Source organism: Tardiphaga sp. 20_F10_N6_6 (assembly GCF_052076045.1).
In the GTDB taxonomy this organism is placed as follows: Bacteria; Pseudomonadota; Alphaproteobacteria; order Rhizobiales; family Xanthobacteraceae; genus Tardiphaga; species Tardiphaga robiniae.
This window is the reverse complement of record NZ_CP197239.1, coordinates 4,595,876-4,619,830: the sequence shown is the minus strand read 5'-3', so window position 1 is coordinate 4,619,830 and position 23,955 is coordinate 4,595,876. Positions and strand designations below refer to the sequence as shown.

The 23,955-nt window shown below is 62.5% G+C and carries 22 protein-coding genes and 1 riboswitch; of the genes, 5 read left to right on the top strand and 17 right to left on the bottom strand.

Annotated elements, in window-relative coordinates:
- Window positions 1-39: 39 nt before the first annotated feature.
- A complete protein-coding gene (locus AB7813_RS22165) occupies window positions 40-1,146 on the bottom strand; it encodes a 2'-deoxycytidine 5'-triphosphate deaminase (RefSeq protein WP_441228385.1) in 1,107 nt (368 codons plus the stop codon).
- A gap of 107 nt (window positions 1,147-1,253) precedes the next feature.
- A riboswitch (SAM riboswitch) is annotated at window positions 1,254-1,333 on the top strand.
- An 82-nt stretch (window positions 1,334-1,415) separates the two neighbouring features.
- Here AB7813_RS22165 and AB7813_RS22160 point away from each other — a divergent pair.
- Complete coding sequence (locus AB7813_RS22160) at window positions 1,416-2,597, top strand: O-succinylhomoserine sulfhydrylase (protein ID WP_441228384.1); 1,182 nt, start codon at window positions 1,416-1,418, stop codon at window positions 2,595-2,597.
- A gap of 155 nt (window positions 2,598-2,752) precedes the next feature.
- Here the strand turns inward: AB7813_RS22160 and AB7813_RS22155 are convergent, their stop codons facing one another.
- Genes AB7813_RS22155 through AB7813_RS22145 form a run of 3 tightly spaced genes read right to left on the bottom strand, consistent with a single transcriptional unit; the run spans window position 2,753 to window position 5,735 of the window.
- Window positions 2,753-3,724 carry an SGNH/GDSL hydrolase family protein gene (locus AB7813_RS22155; RefSeq protein WP_441228383.1) on the bottom strand — a complete coding sequence of 324 codons (972 nt, stop codon included), beginning with the start codon at window positions 3,722-3,724 and terminating at the stop codon, window positions 2,753-2,755.
- Window positions 3,724-4,482 (bottom strand): SGNH/GDSL hydrolase family protein, encoded by a 759-nt coding sequence (locus tag AB7813_RS22150; RefSeq protein WP_089266770.1) that lies wholly within the window; start codon window positions 4,480-4,482, stop codon window positions 3,724-3,726. The genes AB7813_RS22155 and AB7813_RS22150 overlap by 1 nt, the downstream gene beginning before the upstream one ends.
- Complete coding sequence (locus AB7813_RS22145) at window positions 4,479-5,735, bottom strand: OpgC domain-containing protein (protein WP_089266769.1); 1,257 nt, start codon at window positions 5,733-5,735, stop codon at window positions 4,479-4,481. Before AB7813_RS22145 ends, AB7813_RS22150 begins: the two co-directional genes overlap by 4 nt.
- A 242-nt stretch (window positions 5,736-5,977) precedes the next feature.
- Between AB7813_RS22145 and apaG the strand changes: the two genes are divergently transcribed.
- Window positions 5,978-6,370, top strand: coding sequence for a Co2+/Mg2+ efflux protein ApaG (gene apaG, locus AB7813_RS22140; RefSeq protein WP_089266768.1), 393 nt, complete (start codon window positions 5,978-5,980; stop codon window positions 6,368-6,370).
- A gap of 902 nt (window positions 6,371-7,272) precedes the next feature.
- Here the strand turns inward: apaG and AB7813_RS22135 are convergent.
- Window positions 7,273-8,271 (bottom strand): Hsp33 family molecular chaperone, encoded by a 999-nt coding sequence (locus AB7813_RS22135; RefSeq protein ID WP_439065640.1) that lies wholly within the window; start codon window positions 8,269-8,271, stop codon window positions 7,273-7,275.
- Between the two features lie 129 nt (window positions 8,272-8,400).
- Here AB7813_RS22135 and AB7813_RS22130 point away from each other — a divergent pair, with 129 nt between their 5' ends.
- The gene (locus tag AB7813_RS22130; protein WP_439065639.1) at window positions 8,401-9,210 is read left to right on the top strand and encodes an aminoglycoside phosphotransferase family protein; all 810 of its coding nucleotides are present in this window, start codon (window positions 8,401-8,403) and stop codon (window positions 9,208-9,210) included.
- Window positions 9,211-9,217: 7 nt separating this feature from the next.
- Here the strand turns inward: AB7813_RS22130 and argF are convergent, their stop codons facing one another.
- Window positions 9,218-10,156: an ornithine carbamoyltransferase gene (argF, locus tag AB7813_RS22125; RefSeq protein WP_441228382.1), complete on the bottom strand. Its 939-nt coding sequence runs from the start codon at window positions 10,154-10,156 to the stop codon at window positions 9,218-9,220.
- Window positions 10,156-11,382, bottom strand: a complete 1,227-nt coding sequence (locus AB7813_RS22120) for an aspartate aminotransferase family protein (RefSeq protein WP_093758055.1) — start codon at window positions 11,380-11,382, stop codon at window positions 10,156-10,158. Before AB7813_RS22120 ends, argF begins: the two co-directional genes overlap by 1 nt.
- Window positions 11,383-11,828: 446 nt before the next feature.
- On the opposite strand from AB7813_RS22120, the gene AB7813_RS22115 reads away from it, so the two are divergent.
- Complete coding sequence (locus AB7813_RS22115) at window positions 11,829-12,338, top strand: GcrA family cell cycle regulator (protein WP_068737968.1); 510 nt, start codon at window positions 11,829-11,831, stop codon at window positions 12,336-12,338.
- 104 nt (window positions 12,339-12,442) lie between these two features.
- Here AB7813_RS22115 and phoB read toward each other — a convergent pair whose 3' ends face one another.
- From phoB to AB7813_RS22065, 10 genes are all read right to left on the bottom strand, one after another.
- Entirely contained in the window at window positions 12,443-13,147 is a 705-nt protein-coding gene (gene phoB, locus AB7813_RS22110; protein WP_068737970.1) for a phosphate regulon transcriptional regulator PhoB, read from the bottom strand.
- Window positions 13,148-13,239: 92 nt separating this feature from the next.
- Window positions 13,240-13,953, bottom strand: coding sequence for a phosphate signaling complex protein PhoU (gene phoU, locus AB7813_RS22105; RefSeq protein ID WP_089266763.1), 714 nt, complete (start codon window positions 13,951-13,953; stop codon window positions 13,240-13,242).
- A gap of 28 nt (window positions 13,954-13,981) precedes the next feature.
- Complete coding sequence (pstB, locus tag AB7813_RS22100) at window positions 13,982-14,809, bottom strand: phosphate ABC transporter ATP-binding protein PstB (RefSeq protein WP_068737599.1); 828 nt, start codon at window positions 14,807-14,809, stop codon at window positions 13,982-13,984.
- Window positions 14,806-15,651 carry a phosphate ABC transporter permease PstA gene (gene pstA, locus AB7813_RS22095; RefSeq protein WP_089266762.1) on the bottom strand — a complete coding sequence of 282 codons (846 nt, stop codon included), beginning with the start codon at window positions 15,649-15,651 and terminating at the stop codon, window positions 14,806-14,808. Before pstA ends, pstB begins: the two co-directional genes overlap by 4 nt.
- Before the next feature lies 1 nt (window position 15,652).
- A complete protein-coding gene (pstC, locus tag AB7813_RS22090) occupies window positions 15,653-16,651 on the bottom strand; it encodes a phosphate ABC transporter permease subunit PstC (RefSeq protein ID WP_089266761.1) in 999 nt (332 codons plus the stop codon).
- Between the two features lie 155 nt (window positions 16,652-16,806).
- Complete coding sequence (pstS, locus tag AB7813_RS22085) at window positions 16,807-17,817, bottom strand: phosphate ABC transporter substrate-binding protein PstS (protein ID WP_089266760.1); 1,011 nt, start codon at window positions 17,815-17,817, stop codon at window positions 16,807-16,809.
- 431 nt (window positions 17,818-18,248) lie between these two features.
- Window positions 18,249-19,565 carry an ATP-binding protein gene (locus AB7813_RS22080; RefSeq protein WP_439065634.1) on the bottom strand — a complete coding sequence of 439 codons (1,317 nt, stop codon included), beginning with the start codon at window positions 19,563-19,565 and terminating at the stop codon, window positions 18,249-18,251.
- Window positions 19,566-19,604: 39 nt separating this feature from the next.
- The gene (locus AB7813_RS22075; protein ID WP_089266758.1) at window positions 19,605-20,651 is read right to left on the bottom strand and encodes a lysylphosphatidylglycerol synthase domain-containing protein; all 1,047 of its coding nucleotides are present in this window, start codon (window positions 20,649-20,651) and stop codon (window positions 19,605-19,607) included.
- 329 nt (window positions 20,652-20,980) lie between these two features.
- The gene (locus AB7813_RS22070; protein WP_068737611.1) at window positions 20,981-21,280 is read right to left on the bottom strand and encodes a hypothetical protein; all 300 of its coding nucleotides are present in this window, start codon (window positions 21,278-21,280) and stop codon (window positions 20,981-20,983) included.
- Window positions 21,277-22,680 carry an OmpA family protein gene (locus AB7813_RS22065; protein WP_439065633.1) on the bottom strand — a complete coding sequence of 468 codons (1,404 nt, stop codon included), beginning with the start codon at window positions 22,678-22,680 and terminating at the stop codon, window positions 21,277-21,279. The genes AB7813_RS22070 and AB7813_RS22065 overlap by 4 nt, the downstream gene beginning before the upstream one ends.
- Window positions 22,681-22,842: 162 nt before the next feature.
- Between AB7813_RS22065 and AB7813_RS22060 the strand changes: the two genes are divergently transcribed.
- Window positions 22,843-23,901: a polysaccharide deacetylase family protein gene (locus AB7813_RS22060; protein WP_439065632.1), complete on the top strand. Its 1,059-nt coding sequence runs from the start codon at window positions 22,843-22,845 to the stop codon at window positions 23,899-23,901.
- Window positions 23,902-23,955: the final 54 nt, after the last annotated feature.

The window sequence follows — 23,955 nt, the reverse complement described above, 5'->3', positions numbered from 1 at the left end:
CCTTTTTTCTTTCTCGGCCACGATGACCGGCGGTGCGTGTCAGACCTTGAAGTGCTTCGACAGCTTCAGGCTCTGGCCCTGATAATTCGAACCGATGCGCTGGCCGTAGAGGGCATCCGGACGATCCAGCATACGCTCATAGACGAGACGACCAACGATCTGGCCGTGTTCGAGAATGAACGGAACTTCGCGCGAGCGCACTTCCAGCACGGCGCGCGAGCCCTTGCCGCCGGCGCCATCATGACCGAAACCGGGATCGAAGAAGCCGGCATAGTGGACGCGGAATTCGCCGACCAGCGGATCGAACGGCACCATTTCGGCGGCGTAGTCCGGCGGCACCTGCACGGCTTCCTTGGAGGCGAGAATGTAGAACTCGCCGGGATCGAGGATCAGCGCGCCGTCCTTGCGCGCCGAGATCGGCTCCCAGAATTCATTGACGCTGTAGCCACCGCGACGATCGATATCGACCACGCCGGTATGACGCTTGGCGCGGTAGCCGACGAAGCCCGAGGCGTTCTCGCCCGACAGATCGACCGACAGTGCGAGGCCATTGTTGAGATCGGCCGTGTCGCTGTCGACCAGCGGCTCTTGCGCGTGAAGCTCTTCCAGCGCTTCCGTATCGAGCACGGCATCGCCGACACGGAAACGGACCTGCGACAGGCGCGAGCCTTCGCGCAGCAATACCGGGAATGTCTTCGGGCTGATCTCGGCATAAAGCGGCCCGTGATAGCCCGCACCGATCACATCGAACCGCCTGGTGCCATCAGCGATCACCCGCGTGAACACGTCGAGGCGCCCCGTGGAGCTCTTCGGATTGGCGGCCGCGAAGATGTTCGGCGGCAGCGCCAGGCTCTCGATCAACGGCACGATGTAGACGCAGTTGGTTTCGAGCACCGCACCGTCCGACAGGTCGATCTCGTGCAGCTTCAACTCGTCGATGCGTTCGGCGACCGTCGAATTCGGCCCCGGCAGGAAGCTGGCGCGCACGCGATAGGCGATGGAGCCAAGCCGCAGATCCAGGCTGGCGGGCTGAATCTGGCTCTCGACGAAGGGATATTCCGGCAGGATCAGGCCGGCATCGGCCATCGCAGCAATCATGCGGTCGGGCAGAATTCCATCGGCATCGGGGGCAAGCGTAAACGGCACAGGTCTCGTCCTTCGGTCGTCCTTCAGCGAGAATACACTGAAAAATAGCGACTTTATCGGTTATCTCAGCCCCGCCTTGACGAAAAGGGCAAGCGGGAATATGCACATCGTTATCCCGTGGTGATTTGAGCCGGCCGGCTTGCAGCCACGTAAAATAAGTCGCTAAACAGGCCGGGGACACATGTCCTTCCAGCATGCGATCCCGGCCTGAGGACGTCCGTCCAGGCCGGTTTTTTGTGCCCGTATTACGCGGGTACGTTGGAGGTCACATGTCTACGAAGTCCTATCGCCCCGAAACCCGGCTCGTTCATTCGGGCGCGCTGCGCTCGCAATTCAACGAGACGTCCGAAGCCCTCTTCCTCACGCAGGGCTTCATCTACGAGACCGCTGAAGCCTGCGAGGCGCGGTTCAAGGGCGAAGATCCCGGTTTCATCTATTCGCGCTTTTCGAATCCGAATACGTCGATGTTCGAGAGCCGCATGATCGACCTCGAAGGTGCGGAGGCCGCACGCTCGACGGCCACCGGCATGGCCGCCGTGACCACCGCCATTCTCGCGCCGCTGCGCATGGGCGATCACGTCGTCGCCGCCAAGGCACTGTTCGGCTCCTGTCGCTACGTCATCGAAGAGCTGCTGCCGCGCTATGGCATCGAGTTCACCCTCGTCGACGGCCTCGACCTCGACCAGTGGCAGAAGGCAATGCGCCCGAACACCAAGTCGCTGTTCCTGGAAAGTCCGACCAATCCGACGCTCGACGTGCTCGACGTATCAGCCATCGCTGACATCGCCCATGCCGGCGGTGCGCGACTGATTGTCGATAACGTGTTCGCGACGCCGCTCTGGCAGAGCCCGCTCGCGCTCGGTGCAGATGTCGTCGTGTATTCGGCGACCAAGCATATCGACGGACAGGGCCGCTGCCTCGGCGGCATCATCCTGTCGTCGAAGGACTTCATCGACGAGCATATTCACAACTATCTGCGCCAGACCGGCCCCTCGATCTCACCGTTCAATGCGTGGACGCTGGTGAAGGGACTGGAGACGCTGGCGATCCGTGTCGAACGGCAGACGCAGACCGCGGCTGCCATCGCAGACGTGCTGGCCCAGCATCCGAAGATTTCGCGGCTGATCTATCCGGGCCGCGAGGATCATCCGCAGGCGGCAACGGTGAAGAAGCAGATGCGTGCGGGATCGACGCTGATCGGCTTCGAGGTGAAGGGCGGCAAGGCAGCGGCGTTCCGCGTCCTCAACGAGCTGAAAGTGGCTCGTATCTCGAACAATCTCGGCGATGCAAAGAGCCTCGTCACGCATCCAGCGACGACGACGCATCAGCGTCTGCCGCTCGAAGCACGGCTTGAACTCGGGATCACGGAAGGCTTCATCCGCTTCTCGGCCGGCCTCGAGCATCGTGACGATCTGATCGAGGATCTCGAAGCGGCACTGGCGAAGGCGTAGCCAATCTCTCCATCGTCATTGCGAGGAGCACTTGCGACGAAGCAATCCAGACTTTCTTTCAAGCAAGACTGGATTGCTTCGCTCCGCGAAAATCGCCGAAGGCGAATTTCGCGGGCTCGCAATGACGGCTGAGAGGCATTCGCCCCTCTTCGAACTTACAGCGGCTTCTGCGCCTGCTGAATCTGCGGCTCGTTGATGCCGAGCTTCACCTGGCCGACCGACTTGATGATGTTGTCGCCAAGCAACTGCGCGAAGCAGGCATAGCCCCAGTCGTTCATATGCAGGCCGTCGGCAATGACGAAGCTGTCGAACGACATCTGCTGGCCTTCGTGCCATTCCTTCATCACTTCGAAGCGCGGGAAGATGCCGACCTTGCGCAGTTCGGCCACCTTGTGCAGCAGCGAAACCATCTTGCTGGTGCCTTCCGGCCGCGTATTCACCAGCGGCGAATATTGCGGATCGACCAGCACCAGATCGGCGCCGGCTGCCTGAATGCGGGCGACGCCGTCTTCCACCATCTTGCCGGTTTCGCCGGGATCGAGATTGCGCAGCACCGCATTGGTGCCGACCTGCCAGATCACGAGATCAGGCTTCGAATTGATCACTTCGCTCTGCAGCCGCGCCATCATTTCCGGCGCATCTTCGCCGCCCTTGCCGCGGTTGAGCACGGTGATGTTGGCCGACGGGTAAGCACGATGCAGCTGCGCTGCAAGGCGGTTCGGATAGGTGAATTCGGGCGCCGTCGAACCGTAGCCTTCGGTAGAGGACGAGCCGAACGCAACGATGACCACGGGCTTGCCGGCCACGAGCTTGCTGGCCACATGCGGCAGCGCGCCCATCGCCTTCATGCCGCCTTTCGGTGTACGGCAGGGGACGCGGCTCAAGATATCGGTCGCGGTCTTTGCGACTTCCTTGACCCTGTCGATGGCTTTCGCAGCGACGCCCCTCTTCGCGGCGTCCGCGGGATCATTCGCCGCAACGCCCTGGTCGGCGCCCTTGCCGTCGGCCGGGGCGGCCTGCGCCGCTTCCGCGTGAGCGACGGACGATGAGATCGGGAGCGCGAAGGTCGTGGAAGCAGCAAAGGCAGCGACGACAGCAAAGCGAGACAAATGGCCGACGAAACTCATTAACGCTGAATCCTCAAATCCGCTGCTTTGATCTTGGCCGCATCGACGACAAAGGTCGAAAGCGCCCGGCCAAGACAATCATGCACCCGCTTCGCCAGCTCCATGCCGGGCGACGCGCTGAACAGGTCAAAATCACCGCTCTCATTCCAGTGCCGCATGATGGCGAAACGGTCGAACAGCGGGACGTCGTGCTGCTGCGCCACCACACGCATATTATCTAGGTAGGCGGAGCCGGAAATCATCGTCTCCGTGCGCGGACTGTACTGCAGATTCATTAAAATGACGTCAGTTCCGGCCTTTTGCATGGCGGCAACGCCCTCATCCAGGGCGTTCCGGAAGTCGTCGGCGTCGGCCTGCTTCATGGCATCCACGGTTCCGGTCTGCCAGATCACCAGGTTCGGCTTCTTGTCCGTCACCAGCTGTTCCAGGGTCGGGGCCATTTCCTCGGCGGTCTTCTTGACCTGCAGCTCCAGTGCCACGTTCACCTCGACGCCCGGTAGCTTCTCCTTCAGATAGGCCTGCAGGCGGTTCGGATAGGCCGCGGAATGGTCGGAGACCCCGATCACCGAGGATCGGCTGCCAATGACCAGAATATCGAGCTTTCCGCCCGGTTTTGCCGCCGCCTCGACCTTGGGCAGGGTGCTTTCGGAGGTCAGGAGGTAGGCGGGAACCTCACAGGTATGCGCGGGCGGTTCGGCCCGGACAGGAGCCGCCACCAGCAGGCCAGCCAGCATCGTGAGCCGCAGAACGGCCTTCATGCTTCCCCTCCTGCGAGATCCGCGTCGGATCGTTTGGCGCGGGATCCGCCTTTGACAGTGACGCCCTTGTACCACGAAAACACCCAGGCGGCGGTTGACATAACAACTATGCCGAGGAAGCTGATCAAGGCATGCATGCCGGCTCCGCCGGCGACCTCAGCCAGCACGAAATGGCCGGCAAAGGCCAGGAACACCCCGATACAGAAGATTTCGAGCGAGTGCTGGCCGCACAGCACCATCGGCCGCAGCCAGACCGATTTCAGCCCCGGCCACTCCTTGGGCAGGAAACGGACTGTGAGCGCCGCCAGCGCCAGGAAGTGGGCGAAGCGCAGCACGTCGAGATCGGTCTTGTTGATGGGATACATCCACTGCTCGATGACCTTCGGCAGCAGATGGTGGATCTGCGGAATGTACCAGGTCAGCGTCACCCAGAACGCCGCCAGAAGATAGGCCACGCAGAGCCAGAGCGTGATGTTGGATGACAGTATCCGCGACATCCTGACGGCGCCGCCCAGCGCGCACCAGGCACCGAACACGAACAGCAATTGCCAGGCGAACGGATTGAAGGCCCAGACGCCATTCGGATAGGCCGTCAGATGCAGGTCGAATTCCCAGGTCAGCGCATAAAGACCGACCGACAGCGCCAGCGTGAGATCGGCGCGGCGGCGCATCAGCCAGAGGATCGGCGGCAGGAACAGCATGAGGACGATATAGAGCGGCAACACGTCCATGTTCACCGGGCGAAATTTCAGCAACAGCGCCTGAACGATGGTCACGTCAGGCTGTTTGAGAAAATCGAGAATCCCCATTTCCTCGGAATAAAGCGGGTTCTCGAACCGCGTCGCAACATAGGAGATTTCCGCGAGGAAGATCGTGAACAGGAAGACGTGGGCGACATAGATCTGCCAGACCCGCTTGAAGATGCGCGCGCTGGCAACCAGCGTGCCCTGCTCCTGCATCGCGCGGCCATAGACGAAAGCGGCGGTATAGCCGGAGATGAAGATGAAGATCTCGGTGGCGTCGCTGAAACCGTAATTACGGATCGTCAGCCAGGTCAGGATATTCGGCGGCAGGTGATCGATGAAGATCAGCCACAGCGCCAGCCCGCGAAACAGATCGAGGCGCAATTCGCGTTCGGTGCCTGCGACGGGAAACGACACGGCATCGGCACGCGTCGAGGCGCGCGACGCGGACACGTGGGAGGACGCATCTGCGTGGGGATGGCCGGCAATCGGGTCGGCAACAGAGGTCATTCAGCACCGCTCAACGGAAATCGTCGCATGATGAAAATCGACCGCCCCACACCACGCAGGCCATCTGCATGGGGCGATCCGTCACGTCATAGCCAAATCAGGGATCGATTATGGGGTAACTATGTTGAAACCGCGATGGGTTGCCGCCGTTCCGCGCAGCACTCCACGCCGATTTTCCCTGGATTTGGCCGGTAACGTGTTTTTCGCTATGCTTGCGACGCATTTTGAACGATGACACCGCCATGTACCGCGCCATCACACGACAGATCGAAGTCACCGTCGAACCGAATTTCATGCCTGAAAGCTCGTCGCAGGAGAAGCGACAGTTCTTCTGGTCCTATACGGTCGTCATCACCAATGCCGGCAAAGAGACCGTGCAGTTGAAGACCCGGCACTGGATCATCACCGATGCATCCGGCCGCATGCAGGAAGTGCGCGGCGAAGGCGTCGTCGGCGAGCAGCCCGTGCTCGGCCCCGGCGAACGTTTCGAATACACATCGCGCGTGCCGCTGCCGACAACGTCCGGCTTCATGGAAGGCACCTATCAGATGGTGACCGATACCGGCGAGCCGTTCGAGATCGACGTGCCGCTGTTTTCGCTGGACGGACCGGACGGAAAGCGCGTGCTGAATTAGCGGCTGAGGCTCGTTCTTTTCCCTCCCCCGCGCTTGCGTGGGGTCTGGCGGACGGTTCGTCCGCCATGGGTGGCCGGCCAAAGGCCGGTCGGGTGGGGGTGGCGCAACAAGCTCGGAGTGTGCGGAGATACCCCACCCCGGCCTATCGGCCGATCCTCCCCACTGCGCGGCTTCGCCGCTTGAGGGAGGGATATCGCGACCGCCTGCGCGTCTCAGCTTCTTCGAATGTCAAACAGCCACTGTTCTTCAGACATGCGTCATCGCCCCCATTGTTTGCGGCGCGGGGGCGCCGTCGTCTTTTGCATTCCCTGCCCCCTGTGAGAGGGCGTGCGGAACGCCGGGTGCCCGTTGCACCCTTGGGCCTGATGCGATGCGGTCTTCCGCAATCTAGAGTGCATCAGGACTTTCGGAGGCGCCGAGCGATTGCCCAGCGTTCCGCATGCGGTGTTTTTCGGTTGCTTGCACTTTGCCTCGACGAACGCTCCGATCGCGAATTAAAGTCCCAAGGCGATGGGAAGGGAGCCTCAAGCGACTAGGCCGAACGCGTTTTGACTTGGTCGTCCGTCACACTGTTCAGAGGGTCATTCCATCCGAAGGTCGGCCGTCTCCCTGCCAGTGGCAGTGCTGGCGCAGATCCGTCCTGCCCGAAGACAGACGTTCCCCATGAACCGCGTGACGCCGCATCTCCGGCGTCCACCGCATCCCACCCCGCGAACGTGACGATCGCGATCGCCCCTCTCGGTGGGGCAGGACGAGGGGAATATAAACCTGATGGGGATGTTGTCAACGGAGGATAGGAAAAAATGTTTGGGTGCTGTCTTGCGGCCCCACACCGTCATTCCGGGTTCGCGCTCTGCCGGCTGCGCCGGCGACGCACGCCCCGGAATGACGGTGGGAAAAACCTATTCCACGCCCGCTTCCTGCGGTGTGAACTCGTACACCGACGAACAGAACTCGCAGGTCACGACGACCTTGTCGTCCTTGACCATGTCGGCGCGGTCCTGCGGCTCGAAGCTCTTCAGCATGCCGGACACGGCATCGCGCGAACAGGAACACTCCGCGCGCAGCGGCGATGACGCGAAGACGCGGACGCCGCGCTCGTGAAACAGGCGATATAGCAGCCGCTCGCCGGACAGATCCGGATCGATCAGCTCGACATCCTCGACGGTGCCAATCAGCGACTGGCCCTCGACCCAGGCGTCATCTTCCGGCACAGCATCCACCTCCGCGCCCTCCGGCGCATCGCCGGCATGGAGGTCGCGCTGCACGCGCTCCGGCGCCTTCGGCAGGAACTGCAGCAGCATGCCGCCGGCGCGCCAGCGATGTGTCGGGCCGCCTTCCTCGCCGCTGCGCCATTCTTCGCCGACGGCGAGGCGCACCTTGGTCGGAATCTGTTCGGAGCGCAGGAAGTATTCATGCGCGGCATCTTCAAGCGTGCCGCCGTTCAACGCGACGAGCCCCTGATAGCGGCTCATATCCGCCCCCTGGTCGACGGTCATCGCCAGATGGCCCTTGCCGAGCAGCGCCGCGGTGCCGAGACCGGGCAAAAGGCGCTCGGCATCGAACCGCGCATAGGCGCGCATTTTATCCGGCGCGCGGAAGTCGACGATCATCAGCGACACCGGACCATCGGTCTGGGTCTGCAGGATGAAGCGGCCGTCGAATTTCAGCGACGATCCGAGCAGTGTGGTCAGCACGATGGCCTCGCCGAGCAGCTTGGCCACCGGCGCGGGATAATCATGTTTGGCGAGCAGTTCATCGAGTGCCGGGCCAAGTCGCGTCAGCCGCCCGCGCAGGTCGAGCGGCGCCACCTCGAAGGGCAGCACCGCGTCATCAACCGGAACGGAGGACGGCGCGCGGATGGGGGCGTCGGGCTGGAGATTTGGATTTGATGGGGTCATGGCGCTCTATGTAAGGGCGAGGAGCTGAAATCGAAACCCCGCAAAGGGGCAAATGTCCGAACGAATACAAGGCATCCGGCGACGATTTGCCCCCGCTCGGATGAAATATCTACCAAGTATAAGCGAACGATGTTTGAAACCTACCTTAGGCGATGGCACCTCGTCCCGGACGGCACGCCCATTACCTCCCACGCTGGATATTTGCTGCCAGTCCTGCATCGGGGCCAGCCGGCGATGCTGAAACTGGCCAAGGGCGAGGACGAACGCGCCGGCAGCGCGGTACTGGAATGGTGGGACGGCGACGGCGCCGCACGGGTTCTGGCCCGCCATGACGACGCATTGCTGATGGAACGCGCGCAAGGCCCGGCCTCGCTCTCCGACATGACGCGTGGTGGACAGGACGACGAAGCCTCGCGCATCCTGTGCGCCGTGGCGGCGCGGTTGCACCGGCCAAGGCAAAAATCGCCGCCTCCGCTGGTACCGCTGCAGCATTGGTTCCGCGAACTCGCGCCGGCCGCAGCGACCCATGGCGGCCTGTTACGTCGCTGTTCCGAAACGGCCAACGCTTTGCTGGACGACCCGCGCGAGGTGACCGTGCTGCACGGCGACCTCCACCATGACAATGTGCTGGACTTCGGGGAGCGTGGTTGGCTTGCCATCGATCCGAAGCATATCATCGGCGAGCGCGGCTTCGACTTCGCCAACATTTTCACCAACCCGGATCTCTCGGATCCCACGCGCCCGGTCTCGACCTTGCCAGGCCGTTTCCAGCGGCGTGTCGAAGTCGTCAGCGACGCGGCCAAACTCGATCGCCATCGCTTGCTGCAATGGGTCCTGGCATGGACCGGCCTCTCGGCCGCATGGTTCCTCGGCGACGACGATCCGGCGAGCATCGACTTTCAGGTGGCCGAGCTGGCCGCGACAGAACTCGATCGCTGATCGCGCCTCACGCCACCGCGTTGAGGCACCAGGCCAGAATGCCCTTCTGTGCATGCAGACGGTTTTCGGCCTCGTCGAACACCACCGACTGCGGACCGTCGATGACCTCGTCGGTGACCTCCTCGCCGCGATGCGCCGGCAGGCAATGCATGAACAGCGCATCGGGCTTGGCCAGCGACATCAGGCGCGCATTGACCTGATAGGGCTTGAGCAGGTTGTGGCGCGTCTCGCCGTCCTTGTCGCCCATCGACACCCAGGTGTCGGTGACGACGCAATCGACGCCCTTCACCATCGCATCGGGATCGTCGCTGAAAGTGATCGGCGCGTTTGCCGCCTTGACCCAGTCCTTGAACGGCTTCTTCGGCGACAGCTGCGGCGGCGTCGCGATATTAAGCTTGAACTGGAAGCGCTCGGCCGCATGAGCCCAGGACATCAGCACATTGTTGTCGTCGCCGGTCCACGCCACGGTGCGTCCCTTGATCGGGCCGCGATGTTCCTCATAGGTCATGACATCCGCCATCACCTGGCAGGGATGGGAGAAGCGCGTCAGGCCATTGATGACCGGCACCGTCGCATTCTCCGCGAGCTCCATCAGCGAGTCATGATTGAGGATGCGGATCATGATGATGTCGACGAAGCGCGACAGCACGCGCGCGGTGTCGGCAATGGTCTCGCCGCGACCGAGCTGCATTTCAGCGCCGGTGAGCATCACGACTTCGCCGCCGAGCTGGCGCATGCCGACCTCGAACGACACGCGGGTGCGCGTCGAGGGCTTTTCGAAGATCATCGCCAGCGTCTTGTTCTTGAGCGGACGATCGGGCTCGGCATTCGTGCCATCCCGCCCCTTCAGCTTCGCCTTCATGGCGGCAGCCGCGTTCATGATATTGCGCAACTCACTGGCCGGCACGGCCGTGAGATCGAGGAAGTGCCGCGGTGACGTGCTCATCACGCGGCTCCCTGCGTCTTGGCAGATGAACCGAGGGCCACGCAGGCCTGTTCCAGCCGCTGCACGGCCTGCTCGATCTCGGACTCGCTGACGATCAGCGGCGGCAGGAAGCGCACGACATTGTCGCCGGCGCCAACCGTCAGCAGCTTGGCGTCACGCAATGCGGCCACGAGATCGCCGGCCGGCACGACAGCCTTGAGGCCGATCAGCAGACCTTCGCCGCGCACTTCGCTGAGCACGTCAGGATGGCCGTCGACCACGCCCGCGAGTTTCTGTTTCAGCAGCAGCGACATCTTCTTCACATGATCGAAGAAGCCGGGCTTCAGCATGATATCGAGCACGGAATTCGCGGCAGCGACCGCCAGCGGATTGCCACCGAAGGTCGAACCATGGGAGCCGGGCGCCATGCCTTCGGCCGCTTCCGCCGTGACGAGGCACGCACCGATCGGAAAGCCGCCGCCGAGCGCTTTGGCCAGCGACATGACATCCGGCGTCACGCCGATGCGCTGATAGGCAAACAACTCGCCGGTGCGGCCCATGCCGGTCTGCACTTCGTCGAAGATCAGCAGGATGCCGTTCTTGTCGCAGAGTTCGCGCAGCGCGCCGAAGAACGCGTTGCTCGGCGCACGCACGCCACCCTCACCCTGCAGCGGCTCGATGAGAATGCCGGCGGTGTTCGGACCGATCGCCTTCTTAACGGCTTCGATATCGCCGAGCGGCAACTGATCGAAGCCGTCGAGCGGCGTGCCGTAGCCTTCGAGATATTTGGCAGCGCCGGTCGCCGCGAGCGTGCCGAGGGTGCGGCCATGGAACGCGCCTTCAAAGGTGATGATGCGCGTGCGCTCGGGATGGCCCTTGGAGAAATGATAGTGGCGGGTCACCTTGATCGCGCATTCCATCGCTTCCGCACCCGAATTGGCGAAGAACACGAAGTCGGCAAAGCTTTGTTCGCACAGCCGCGCGGCGAGGCGCTCGCCGTCCGGGCTCTTGAACAGGTTCGACATATGCCAGAGCTTGGTGGCCTGCTCCTGCAATGCGGCAACCATATGTGGGTGCGCATGGCCAAGTGCGTTCACGGCAACGCCGCTGGTGAAATCGAGATAGCGCTCGCCATCGGTTCCAATCAGCCACGCGCCTTCACCGCGCTCGAAAGCGACATCCGCACGCGCGAAAACAGGCAGCAAGTGAGCCTGAGAGAGGGGCGAAGACGTTGCGTTGCTGGTCATAACCGATCCGATCGAAAAGACTGCGGCCGCGTCGATGACAACTGTGCGAAATCGAACAACGGACCCTAGAAACGAAACGTGCCGCCCTTCTCGGGCGGCACGTGGGCATTATTCTATGTGTGCTGTGAAGACTGTCAACCGCGCACTGCGGCTTTCGAGTCACACGGAGTCGCAGAAAAAGCCGATTTTGCAGCTTTATTTGCAGAAGCATGTGGACGCGGCATGCCCGACTCTTGCGCGCGAGTCACGGCATATTGTAGCTTTTGCCTCGTCGGATACGACATCTCGTGCGGCGGTAGATCCTTTTGACACATCCAGTGCGGCGTAACAGCCGGACGCGAAATTCGCGCCCGGTGAGCGCTAAAGGATTCTGACCGCAGGGATTTTTGAAGTCTCAACTCGCAGCGCTGCCCGGTCAGGCCGGCGCTCACGAAGGGAAAACGGCGATGACGGTAATGACATGGACCGACGATCGCGTCGAACAGTTGAAGAAACTCTGGGAAGGCGGCCTTTCCGCCAGCCAGATCGCTGCGGAACTCGGTAACGTGACCCGCAATGCCGTGATCGGCAAGGTTCACCGCCTTGGCCTGTCCGGCCGTGCCAAGAGCCCCTCCTCGGCAGCTCCGCGGCAGCGCAAGGCGCGCCCGGCGCAGCAGATGGTACGCGTTGCCCGCCCGATGGCACGCGGCAATACCGCGCTGGCCCATAATTACGAGATCGAGGCCGAGCCCGACCCGATCGCCTATGACAACATCGTGCCGATCAGCCAGCGCCTGTCGCTGGTCGAACTCAACGAAGCCACCTGCCATTGGCCGATCGGCGATCCGTCGAGCGCGGACTTCTATTTCTGCGGCGGCAAGGCCCTGGCCGGCGCCCCCTATTGCGCGCATCACTCGCGCATCGCTTATCAGCCGGCAAGCGACCGCCGCCGCGCAGTGCCGAAGCCGACGCGCTGAGCTGGAAAGCATCTAAACCAAATGAAAATGCCCGGCGATGAGCCGGGCATTTTTTGCTTGGGGGCTTCTAACCTCGCCCCGCTTGCGGGGGAGAAGGAAGATACCTACTCCGCCGCCTTGTCGAACCGGTCGTCCAGCGCGTAGCCGGCACCGCGCACGGTGCGGATTGGATCGGGCTCGCCAGCGGGATTGAGCAGCTTGCGCAGGCGGCCGATATGCACGTCGACGGTGCGCTCGTCGATATAGATGTCGCGGCCCCAGACGCTGTCGAGCAACTGCTCGCGGCTGAACACGCGGCCCGGATGTTCCAGGAAGAACTCCAGCAGGCGATATTCGGTCGGACCGAGATCGATCGGACGGCTGGACCGCACGACGCGGCGCTTGTCGCGGTCGAGTTCGATGTCGCCAAACGCCAGGACGGTGGCGAGACGCTCGGGAGCTGCACGACGGAGCAGGCCCTTCACGCGGGCCAGGAGCTCCGGCACCGAGAACGGCTTGACGATGTAGTCGTCGGCACCGGTGGCGAGACCGCGAACGCGCTCGCTCTCTTCGCCGCGCGCCGTCAGCATGATGATCGGCAATGCCTTGGTTTCGGGCCGTGCGCGCAAGCGGCGGCACAGTTCGATGCCGGACAGGCCCGGCAGCATCCAGTCGAGCACCACGAGATCCGGCACCCGCTCCTTCAAGCGGGTGTCGGCATCGTCGCCGCGAGCGACGGTTTCAACATCATAGCCTTCGGCGTCGAGGTTGTAGCGAAGCAGCGTCGTTAGTGCCTCTTCATCTTCCACAACCAGAATGCGTGCATTCACAGCCATCTTGATCAATACCCTCAGTGACGTCCGACAAGTCTTTAAATCATGATCCTTGCGGAAGACTGGCTTCCACTTTTCCGGATCATGCTTCAGACCGTCGGCGTGTTCGCGAATGTGGTCATGTCGCCCTTCGGGCGCTTGTCGAGGATTTGCTGGCCCTCGATCATGTAGAACACGGTTTCCGCAATATTGGTGGCATGGTCACCGATCCGCTCGATGTTCTTGGCGCAGAACATCAGGTGGATACAGAACGAAATGTTACGCGGGTCTTCCATCATATAGGTCAGGAGTTCGCGGAACAGCGAGGTGCAGATCGCGTCGATTTCCTCGTCGCCCTTCCACACCGTCATCGCAGCGGGCAGATCATGTGCGGCATAGGCGTCGAGCACGGCCTTGACCTGGGTGGTCACGAGGTCGGTCATGTGCTCGAGGCCGCGGATCAGCTTCAGCGGATGGAAGTCGCTGTCGAGTGCATTGACGCGCTTGCCGATGTTCTTGGAGAGATCGCCGATGCGTTCCAGATCAGTGGCGACGCGCAGCGCGCCGACGATCTCGCGCAAATCGACAGCCATTGGCTGGCGCTTGGCGATGGTCAGCACGGCGCGCTCTTCGATCGTGCGCTGCAACTGGTCGATCTCGGAGTCAGTGGCGACGACGCGCGCACCGAGCGCGACGTCCCGGCGGATCAGCGCATCGACGGATTCGACGATCTGCCGTTCCGCGAGGCCACCCATCTCGGCAACGAGACGGGTCAGCTCCTGCAGATCGTCGTCGAAAGCCTTGGTGGTGTGTTCAAAAGCCATCTCAAATTCCTCCCGCGAATGTGTCGCGTCAGCCGAAGCGGCCGGTGATGTAATCCTGGGTGCGGCGATCGGTCGGCGACGTGAAGATCTTGTTGGTCTGATCGAACTCGATCAACTCGCCGAGATACATGAAGGCCGTGCTGTCGGAGACGCGGGCAGCCTGCTGCATGTTATGGGTCACGATCGCGATCGTATACTGATCCTTCAACTCGTCGATCAGCTCCTCGATCTTCGCGGTCGAGATCGGATCCAGCGCCGAGCACGGCTCGTCGAACAGGATCACTTCCGGCCGCACCGCGATGGTGCGCGCGATGCACAGGCGCTGCTGCTGACCGCCCGACAGGCTGAGACCCGACGCGTTGAGCTTGTCCTTGACTTCGTTCCAGAGTGCACCGCCGCGCAGCGCCCTCTCGACGCGGATGTCCATCTCCGACTTGGAGATCTTTTCGTAGAGGCGGATACCGAAGGCGATGTTTTCGTAAATCGTCATCGGGAACGGAGTCGGCTTCTGGAACACCATGCCGACGCGGGCGCGCAGCAGGTTGAGGTCCAGCTTCGGATCCAGAATGTTCTGGTTGTCGAGCATGAGCTGACCTTCGGCGCGCTGGCCGGGATACAGATCATACATGCGGTTGAAGATGCGCAGCAGTGTGGACTTGCCGCAGCCCGACGGGCCGATGAATGCGGTTACGCGGTTCGCCATCAGCGTCAGGTTGATCTTCTTCAGGGCGTGGTGTTCGCCATAGTAGAAGTTCAGGTCGCGCACGGTGACCTTGGGACGGGTCTCGCCCTGCAGGGCCGACGGCGGCGGCATCGAGACGGAAGGAACGCCAGACGACACAGAAAGCTCACTCATTTTGCTGTCCTCTCGGCGCCGAGAATGCGCGCGCCAATGTTAAGGGCAAGTACGGTCAAGGTGATGATCAGGGCACCGCTCCAGGCGAGCTGCTTCCAGTACTCGTAGGGGCTCTGCACGAAGTTGTTGATGGTCACCGGCAGGTTGGCCATCGTCTTGGTGAGATCGAGGCTGAAGAACTGGTTGCTCAGCGCGGTGAACAGCAGCGGCGCCGTTTCACCGGCGACACGCGCGGTCGCCAGCAGCACGCCGGTGATGAGACCGGCGCGGGCTGCACGATAAGCAATCCGCTTGATGACCAGGGAGCGCGGCAGGCCGAGCGCCGAGGCCGCTTCACGCAGCGGGTTCGGCACGAGACCAAGCATATCTTCAGTGGTGCGAACCACGACGGGGATCACGATCACGGCGAGCGCAAGCGAACCGGCGAGAGCCGAGAAGCCGCCCATCGGAACCACCACTGCACCATAAACGAACAGGCCGATGATGATGGACGGGGCCGACAGCAACACGTCGTTGATGAAGCGGATCACCGAGGTGAGTTTGTCGTGCTTGCCGTATTCCGCGAGATAGGTGCCGGCAAACAGGCCGAGCGGCGCGCCGATGCCGACGCCGATGACGGTCATGATGATCGAACCGACGATGGCATTGAGCAGGCCGCCTTCCATGGAGCCGGGCGGCGGCGTGTTCTGGGTGAAGATCTGCAGGCTGATGCCGGCGATACCGTTGTAGAACAGCGTGAACAGGATCAGCGCGAGCCAGGTGACGCCAAAGAGAGCGGCACCCATGCAGAGCCCACGGATGATCATGTCGTTGCGGCGGCGTGAAGCGTAAATCGGGTTCATATTAGTTGCCCGCCTTCTTTTCCAGACGCAGCAGCATCAGACGCGCTGCCGAGAGCACGAAGAATGTCAGCACGAACAGCAGGAGACCGAGCAGGATCAGACCCGATTGATGCAGACCGTCGCTCTCCGCGAACTCGCTGGCGATCGCCGCCGAGATCGTGGTGCCCGGGCCGAAGATCGAGCCTGTGATGCGGAACGAGTTGCCGATGATGAAGGTCACCGCCATCGTTTCACCGAGCGCACGGCCGAGCGCCAGCATGACGCCACCGATCACACCAACGCGGGTATAGGGGATGACGACGTTGCGGACGACCTCCCAGGTGGTGCAGCCGACGCCGTAAGCGGCTTCCTTGAGCACCGGCGGCACCGTCTTGAACACGTCGACCGAGATCGAGGTAATGAAGGGCAGCACCATGATGGCGAGGATCAGCGACGCGTTGAACAGCGAGAGATAGGACGGCGGGCCGGCGAAAATCACGCCGAGGACCGGGACGCCTTCGAAGGCGCTGATCATGAACGGCTGCACGTGGTTGGCCAGGAACGGGCCGAGCACGAAGAAGCCCCACATGCCGTAGATGATCGAGGGAATACCGGCGAGAAGCTCGACCGCCATGCCGATCGGGCGGCGCAGCCAGTTCGGGCACAGTTCGGTGAGGAAGATCGCGATGCCGATGCCGACCGGAATGGCGATAGCCATCGCGATCACCGAGGTGATCAGCGTGCCGTAGATCGGGCCGAGCGCTCCCAGCACCGGCGGATCAGCCGACGGTGCCCAGCGCTGCGTCGTCAGGAACGAGAAGCCGAATTCGCGGAGCGCCGGCCACGCACCAACGATGAGCGACAGAATGATGCCGCCGAGGATAAACAAAACGGACAGCGCCGAGATGCGGGTGATCCAATAAAACGCCTGGTCGCCGGTCTTGAAGGCATTCAAAGCCTTCGCACGATCATAAGGTCCGGCAGCGTCCATCGAAGAGCTCTGTACGGCCATGTCTGCCACGCCAGTCCCCTGTAATTGTTACAATACCCCAAAACGCATTGCCCTGGAGGGGCTTGTCAGGGCGCGAAGTCAGAAGAGAAGAAGAGAAGAAGAAAGAAATTCAGCCCTGCAGCAAACGGAGGAGAGATGCCCCTCTCCTCCGCCCACACACCAGATCAGCTCTTGATGTCAGCCGACCAGGTCTTTTCGATCAGCTTGACGACGGGTTCCGGCATCGGAATGTAGTCGAGCTCTTCAGCCATCTTGGCGCCCTTCTCGAACGACCACTTGAAGAACTTGATCGCTTCAGCCGAGGCCGCCTTGTCGGTCGGGGTCTTGTGCATCAGGATGAAGGTCGCGGCAGTGATCGGCCACGAGGTTTCGCCCGGCTGGTCGGTGAGGATGACGTAGTAGCCAGGAGCCTTGGCCCAATCGGCATTCGACGCAGCAGCCTGGAAAGCGGCGACGGTCGGCTGGACGGTCTTGCCAGCCTTGTTGACCATGCCGGTATAGGTCAGCTTGTTCTGCTTGGCGTAAGCATATTCAACATAACCGATGGCATTCTTGGTCTGGCCGACGTTGCCAGCGACGCCTTCGTTGCCCTTGGCGCCAACGCCAACTGGCCACTCGACGGCGGTACCGGTGCCGACCTTGGTCTTCCAGTCAGCCGAGGCCTTGGACAGATAGTCGGTGAAGTTGAAGGTGGTGCCCGAACCGTCCGAACGACGAACGACAGTGATGGCAGCCGACGGCAGCTTCAGCTTCGGGTTCAGCTTGGCGATGGCAGCGTCGTCCCACTTGGTAACCTTGCCGAGATAGATGTCGCCGAGCACTTCGCCGGAGAGAACCAGCTCGCCCGAGGCAATGCCTTCGAGATTCACGACGGGAACGATCGCGCCCATCACCATCGGCCACTGAACCAGGCCGTCCTTCTCGAGCTGCTCAGCCTTGAGCGGCGCGTCGGTGGCGCCGAAGGTCACGGTCTTGGCCTGGATCTGCTTGATGCCGGCGCCCGAACCAATCGACTGGTAGTTCAAACCATTGCCGGTCTCTTTCTTGTAGGCGTCGGCCCACTTCGAATAGACCGGGAACGGGAAGGTTGCGCCGGCACCCGTGATGTCGGCGGCAAATGCCGAGGTCGAGGCGGCAACAAGGCCGGCAGCGACGATCGCTTTGAGGAATTTCATGGGATGTCTCCAATCTCGTGAGCGACCGCGCCGGATGCGCCAGTTGTGCTCACGCCGCCCGTTTAGGGGTGGTCGATTGTGCTTTTATGATAGTTCAGTGACACTTGGATGACGGCACCAAGCATCTGTAAATGCTTTGTTTTTCTGCCTCCGCGGATAATTTTACCGTGCAAATGACAGCGAAAATGCCCTGCCATGAGGGTCATGCCAGGCCGTCAAAATCCGCCGTCACAGGGGTTAACAATATGTTTCAGCAGACGGAATCCGGCTTCGCGCGCATGCGCGCGTATGACAGGGGCGGGCACGATATTGAGGGTGATCGGACGCAATGCCGCACCACGGTTTTTTGACTGTCTGAGCGAAGCGCATCGCTGCCCGACCGCCCGAGGGCGGCCCCGACGGGCGCAGGAGAACGAAGGGAGTTTAAGGCGTCAGGACGCGGCGGAGGTAGGAGGGGCCGGCGGCGTCTTCACCTGCGGAAAGGCGGCGGTAAAAGTCGCGCCATTCTTCGGCACGCTTTCGATCAGCAGCCGGCCGCGATGCCGGTTCAGGATGTGTTTCACCAGCGAGAGGCCGAGGCCCGTACCGCCCTGTGCGCGGCTGTCGCCGACATCGACCCGGTAGAAACGCTCGGTCAGGCGCGGCAGATGCTCGGGGGCGATGCCCGGGCCATAGTCCCGCACGGCGACGCGGATTTCCGGCACACCCTCCGAGGTCGACTCCGTGGTCAACGATACGTCCACCTTGCCACCGGATGCGCCGTATTTCAGCGCGTTCTCGATCAGGTTCTCAAACAGCCGAAGCAATTCCTCGCGATCGCCAGCGATGGACACCGGCGTCTCCGGCAGCGCCATTTCGATCCTGACGTTGCGCTCGTTGGCCAGCGGCTCCAGCCCGTCGCCGACTTGGCGGATGATGGGGAGAATATCGACCAGCGTATCCGGCCGCACATGCGCCGAGAGTTCGACGCGCGACAGCGACAGCAGATCGTCGATCAGCCGCGCCATGCGGGTCGCCTGCGCATGCATGATGCCGAGAAAGCGCTCGCGCGCCTTGGCGTCGTCCTTGGCCGGTCCCTGCAACGTGTCAATGAAGCCGGACAGCGCCGCCAGCGGCGTGCGCAGCTCGTGGCTGGCATTGGCGACGAAGTCGGCACGCATTTCCTCGACACGGCGCAGCGGCGTCTGGTCGTGGAACGTCATCAGCATACAGGTGTCGGTGCCGCCAAAGGCGGTCGGAACCGGCACCGGTGTGATCATCAGTTCCATCCAGCGATCGACCGGAACATGATCGAGATAAGTCGCACGGCGCGGCTCGGTGGTGGCGATGGACTCGCGCAAGGCGGTGATGATCTCCGGCGAGCGCAGCGCGAATTGAGCGAGTTCGTTCTTGCGGAGTGCCGGCGCGAGCTGCGCCGCTGCGGGATTGAGATGGATGACGCGGCCGGCACGGTCGAGCAGCACGGCGGGATCGGGAATGCCGGCAATGATGGCGCGCACCGCGGGTGCCTCGACAGGATTGGCGGCCAGCGCCTCGTCGCGCGCCGTCACCACATCATGCAGCCGCCACGGCACCAGCGCCGCGCCGGCGATACAGACGAACACGATGCCCGCGCGAACAGGCGACAGCTCGCCGAAAAACACCAGTGCGGCCAGCGCCAGGCCGGCGGCCAGCAGGATGATCGCCGAATGCCGCAGCCGGTCCGGCCACGGCGAAAACATGGTCGATGGAGAAGCTTCAATGGCCATCTGAACCGGATCTCTTCCTGCTGCGAATGCGAACGTATGTCAGGCGCCGGAGCGGCCATGTTCCTTGAGCGGGTGGCCGACGCCGGGCTTGGCGTCCGCCGCGACCGCCTGCAGCTTCTTCGATCGCGAACCGATAATAAGCTCGCGAAGCGTCAGTAACATGACTGATATAAAGAACGGCGCGAGGTAATAAAGCACCCTGAACAACAGCATGCCAGCCAGCAGCTTTTCCTGATCCATCATTTCGAGGCCGACCAGCATGGCGGCGTCGAACACGCCAAGACCGCCGGGCGAATGGCTGGCGAAACCCAGCAAGGTGGCCGAGACGAACACCACCGCCACCACGACGAAACCGACGTCAGGCTCGGCGGGCACCAGCATGTACATCGCCAACGCACAGAAGCCGAGATCGATGATGCCGATGGTAATCTGCAGCAAGGTGAGCGGGCCGCCCGGCAGTACCACCGACCATGGGCCGCGGCCGACGCTGCGCGGCTTCATCCAGACCCAGACCACATAGCCGACGAGGCCGGCGAGGATGATATAGGCCAGGATGCGGTTCATCCATGGCGGCACCTGGTTGATCGCGCTGGCCGCCTCCGGGTGATAGGCGATGCCCATGCCGAGCACCGCGAGATTGCCGAGCCAGAAGGTCAGGCCGGCGAGAAAGACGATCTTGGCGACATCGACGGCGCTGAGATCCCAGGCCGAATAGATGCGATAGCGCACCGCGCCGCCGGTGAAGACGCTGGCGCCGACATTGTGGCCGATCGAATAGCTGGTGAAGGCCGCCAGCGCGTTGATCCGGTACGGCACGTCGCGGCGACCGATCGTGCGCACCGCAAACCAGTCGTAGAATGTCAACGTGAAATAGCCGGCGGCAACCGACAGCGCCGACAGCATGATCAGCCGCGGCTCGGTCTCCGTCATCGCCCGGAAAACGGCGGCAGCGTCGATGTTGCGCAGCTTGTGATACAGCATGTAGCAGGCGATGCCGATCACCGCGACGCTGATCAAGACACCGAGCTTGTGCAGGATTTGCTTCTCGCGCAGAAACGAGATCGCCCTGCGTATTGCTTCCAGCATCTCAACCTCGAATGCGATCCCCTGACCAGAGAGATCTGGACCAGGAAGTCAGACTAGCCTCGGCGGAACCGCCACATCAGTTGTCTCCGGCACAACCGTCGTAGCGCGTTTTGCGGCAAAGTGGAATTCGCCGGCTGTGAATAAAAACAAGCCACATCAGTATATTAGGTCAGCCCTAACAAACCACCAGCCTCTCGGGCGCATTCGCTGCGGCAAAATGCCAACGTCCTGACGCGTCTCACGTGACAATGAGGCTTTCGTGACCTCATGCCGCCGATTTGGCGGCGAGACGTTGATAAAAAAGACGGCAGCGGCATGCACCACAGACCTCAGGTCGCGCGGGCCTGCTGCCTGACCACCACGATGTCGCGCAGCCATGATCCGATGGCGCAGCCGACGAGATAGAAGCCGAACAATGCGAGGCCGAGATCGAGCCAGTAGCCAAAGCGGCCGGGCACGACTTTGGCAATCGCGATGCCGACGATGACCGCGGCGATCACCGACAGGCGCTGGATCCAGACCCGCGACACCGAACGCCCGCGATAGACCACGGCGATCCAGCCCATGCAGAAGCCGATCAGGAACGCCCCGAGCAGCCAGCCCCAGTGAAACATCGCAAGATAGGTCATGGCGCTTGCCTCACGACGAATTCGATCCGGCGATTCTGCAGCTTGCCTTCGTCGGTATCGTTGGTGGCGATGGGTTGGGTGCTGCCGTAGCCGATGGTCGAGAAACGGTCCGCCGGCAGGCCTGCCTTCACGAGATATTCTTCGACGGCGAGCGCGCGCTTTTCCGACAGCGACTGATTGAACGCTGCGTCGCCATCGCCGTCGGTGTGACCGGCGATCTCGACCCGGACATTGGGGCAGCGCATGGCGATTTCCACGAGGCGATCGAGCAAGCCGGCGGAATCCACATTGATGCTGGCGCTGGAGGGCTCGAACCGGATGCGACCCTTGGTCAGATTCTGCGCGAAGAGCTGCTGGCACACGCTGGCATCGACCGGTGCCGCTGCGGGCTTCACCGAGACTTCGGCTTTGGCCTGCCACCCCTGCGGGAGTTCGCGCGCCAGGCTTGCGCGTATCTGGTCGGCGGCGACTTCGTAGAGTGCGTCCCCTGACAGCTTCACCTCGCGGTCGGACACCACCAGGGTCCCCGTCGACAGCCGCGACAGCGCACCCAGTGCCGTCGTCACCGCGGCGGCAAAACCACCGGGCGCGCCGATGCTGGCCTTGAGGTTGTCGACGACCTTCTCATTGCCGAACTTGCGTCCGGCAGCCGACGCAAGCGCGGCGTGAATGGTGTTGTCCGGGACATAGCCGCTCAGCGTCAGCGTATTCGTCACCGGGTCCTTGTTGGCCTGGAACACATAGGGCGGCGCCTTGACGTCATTGGCTGCGACCGTGAAGCCTTCCGGCAGATTCTTCAGCGCCGCCGCAATGGCTTCGCGGCCACCGAGATCGCGCGCCATGCCGGAGAGGCTGATATTGGTATCCGAAATCACCGCCTTGCCTTCCTTCAGCTTGGCAACCTGATCGAGCAACAGCACAGCTGCGGCATCAAACCGCGGCGGCGCGCCGCGCTTCAGACCCATGCGGTCGGAGACCTCGGTTCCGCTGAGTGCGGCGCGGGCCGCTTCCACGATGCGCGCCTTGCTGGCCGGCAATGGCGCGGTCCCCCACAGCGTGACGCGGACATTGTCGCGCTCCGCGACCCAGACGAACGGCTTGGCTTCCGCGACGAGACGGGTTTCGTCATTGACCAGGCGAACGCCAGGCGTGGCCTCGACCGACGAGACCGCGCTGCGGCGACCATCTTCCGAAAACGCTTCGGCAGAAAACGCTACGTCACGGCCGGCAACCGTGATCTGGCTCTTGTCGAGGATCGTGTTTTTCAGCGCCGCAGTGCTGCGCGCCGTTAAATCCGTTTCAAGCGGAATCGTGCTAACCCAGGCAGCAACCACCCAAAGGATGGCAAGCGGGATGAGCCCGGGCCACCATTTGGCACTCCACCTGTAAAATCCGTGCATTCGACGTCCTGCGGGTCTGGAAACAGAGAGAAAACAAACCCTTGCGGGACTGTCAAATTGAAATCAAGGCAAACCTCTGGCGTCGCCGCGGGTATTCGAATAACGCTTTGTTCAATCGTTTCTGATCATTTCCGTGGGTAGCATCAATTGCTCGGTCATACGATGAAGCAGATTCGCAACACGATTATTCGTGCCGGCCTGGATGCGCTGTATTTCAGTGGCGCCCACCGCGTGTTGCGACCGATCTTCGGCGGCGTGGGCACCATTTTCATGCTGCACCATGTGCGCCCTGCGCATGCCGGTTCGTTCCAGCCCAACCGTCACCTCGAGATCACACCCGATTTCCTGCGCGCCACCCTCGCTTATCTGCGCGCGACCGACGTCGATATCGTGACGCCCGATGAAGTGCAGCGGCGGTTGACGGAACGGGATTTCTCGCGCCGCTTCGCCTGTTTCACCTGCGACGACGGCTATCGCGACAACCGCGACCATGCATTGCCCGCGATGCGGGATTTCGACGCGCCCTTCACGGTCTATGTCACCAGCGACTTCGCCTCCGGCACAGGTCGGCTATGGTGGGTGGCGCTGGAGCGTGTCGTTACCAGAGCCGATGCGATCGAGGCCCCGATCGACGGACAGATGGTGCGCCTGGACACATCGACTCTCGCCGGCAAGGACATGGCGTTCGACCGCCTGCATGGCTGGCTGCGCGGATTGCCGGAAGAAGCGGATATCCGCCGCGAGGTCAGCGCGCTCTGCGCCGCGCATGGCATCGACGAAGACGCGGTCAGCCGCGAACTGTGCATGTCGTGGGACGAACTCAAACCTTTCGCCGCCGATCCACTGGTGACAATCGGCGCGCATACCGTAAGCCACTGCAATCTCGCCAAACAGAGCGAAGCGATGGTCGTGCATGAGCTGTCAGCCAGCCGCACCGATATCGAAAACGTTCTGCAGCGCCCGGCCGTGCATCTTGCCTATCCCTATGGCGACCGCTGCGCCGCGGGCTCACGGGAATTCGCACTGGCGAAAAGCGCCGGCTTCGAGACAGCCGTGACGACGCGCCCCGGCGTGATCGCCTCGGACAACTTCTCGCAGCTCACAGCGCTGCCGCGGGTCTCGCTGAACGGCAACTATCAGGACACCCGCTATCTGCCGGTGCTGACCTCCGGCGCGGCCACCGCGATGTGGAACGGCTTCCAGCGCGGCGACGTCGGATAGCCTGGCCCGCTGCAGGCGAACTGCAGCCTTGCTGGAGTCTTGCGTCCCGCGCCG

What these genes read in the sequence shown, in the direction of transcription:
- pstA (WP_089266762.1), bottom strand. Translation starts at nt 15,651, where the DNA reads ATGAACCCGATTTACGCTTCACGCCGCCGCAACGACATGATCATCCGT.
- AB7813_RS22070 (WP_068737611.1), bottom strand. Translation starts at nt 21,280, where the DNA reads ATGACCTATCTTGCGATGTTTCACTGGGGCTGGCTGCTCGGGGCGTTC.
- apaG (WP_089266768.1), top strand. Translation starts at nt 5,978, where the DNA reads ATGTACCGCGCCATCACACGACAGATCGAAGTCACCGTCGAACCGAAT.
- AB7813_RS22120 (WP_093758055.1), bottom strand. Translation starts at nt 11,382, where the DNA reads ATGACCAGCAACGCAACGTCTTCGCCCCTCTCTCAGGCTCACTTGCTG.
- AB7813_RS22080 (WP_439065634.1), bottom strand. Translation starts at nt 19,565, where the DNA reads ATGGCCATTGAAGCTTCTCCATCGACCATGTTTTCGCCGTGGCCGGAC.
- AB7813_RS22160 (WP_441228384.1), top strand. Translation starts at nt 1,416, where the DNA reads ATGTCTACGAAGTCCTATCGCCCCGAAACCCGGCTCGTTCATTCGGGC.
- AB7813_RS22065 (WP_439065633.1), bottom strand. Translation starts at nt 22,680, where the DNA reads ATGCACGGATTTTACAGGTGGAGTGCCAAATGGTGGCCCGGGCTCATC.
- AB7813_RS22115 (WP_068737968.1), top strand. Translation starts at nt 11,829, where the DNA reads ATGACGGTAATGACATGGACCGACGATCGCGTCGAACAGTTGAAGAAA.
- AB7813_RS22135 (WP_439065640.1), bottom strand. Translation starts at nt 8,271, where the DNA reads ATGACCCCATCAAATCCAAATCTCCAGCCCGACGCCCCCATCCGCGCG.
- AB7813_RS22145 (WP_089266769.1), bottom strand. Translation starts at nt 5,735, where the DNA reads ATGACCTCTGTTGCCGACCCGATTGCCGGCCATCCCCACGCAGATGCG.
- AB7813_RS22155 (WP_441228383.1), bottom strand. Translation starts at nt 3,724, where the DNA reads ATGAGTTTCGTCGGCCATTTGTCTCGCTTTGCTGTCGTCGCTGCCTTT.
- AB7813_RS22075 (WP_089266758.1), bottom strand. Translation starts at nt 20,651, where the DNA reads ATGCTGGAAGCAATACGCAGGGCGATCTCGTTTCTGCGCGAGAAGCAA.
- AB7813_RS22150 (WP_089266770.1), bottom strand. Translation starts at nt 4,482, where the DNA reads ATGAAGGCCGTTCTGCGGCTCACGATGCTGGCTGGCCTGCTGGTGGCG.
- phoU (WP_089266763.1), bottom strand. Translation starts at nt 13,953, where the DNA reads ATGGCTTTTGAACACACCACCAAGGCTTTCGACGACGATCTGCAGGAG.
- argF (WP_441228382.1), bottom strand. Translation starts at nt 10,156, where the DNA reads ATGAGCACGTCACCGCGGCACTTCCTCGATCTCACGGCCGTGCCGGCC.
- pstB (WP_068737599.1), bottom strand. Translation starts at nt 14,809, where the DNA reads ATGAGTGAGCTTTCTGTGTCGTCTGGCGTTCCTTCCGTCTCGATGCCG.
- AB7813_RS22060 (WP_439065632.1), top strand. Translation starts at nt 22,843, where the DNA reads ATGAAGCAGATTCGCAACACGATTATTCGTGCCGGCCTGGATGCGCTG.
- pstS (WP_089266760.1), bottom strand. Translation starts at nt 17,817, where the DNA reads ATGAAATTCCTCAAAGCGATCGTCGCTGCCGGCCTTGTTGCCGCCTCG.
- AB7813_RS22130 (WP_439065639.1), top strand. Translation starts at nt 8,401, where the DNA reads ATGTTTGAAACCTACCTTAGGCGATGGCACCTCGTCCCGGACGGCACG.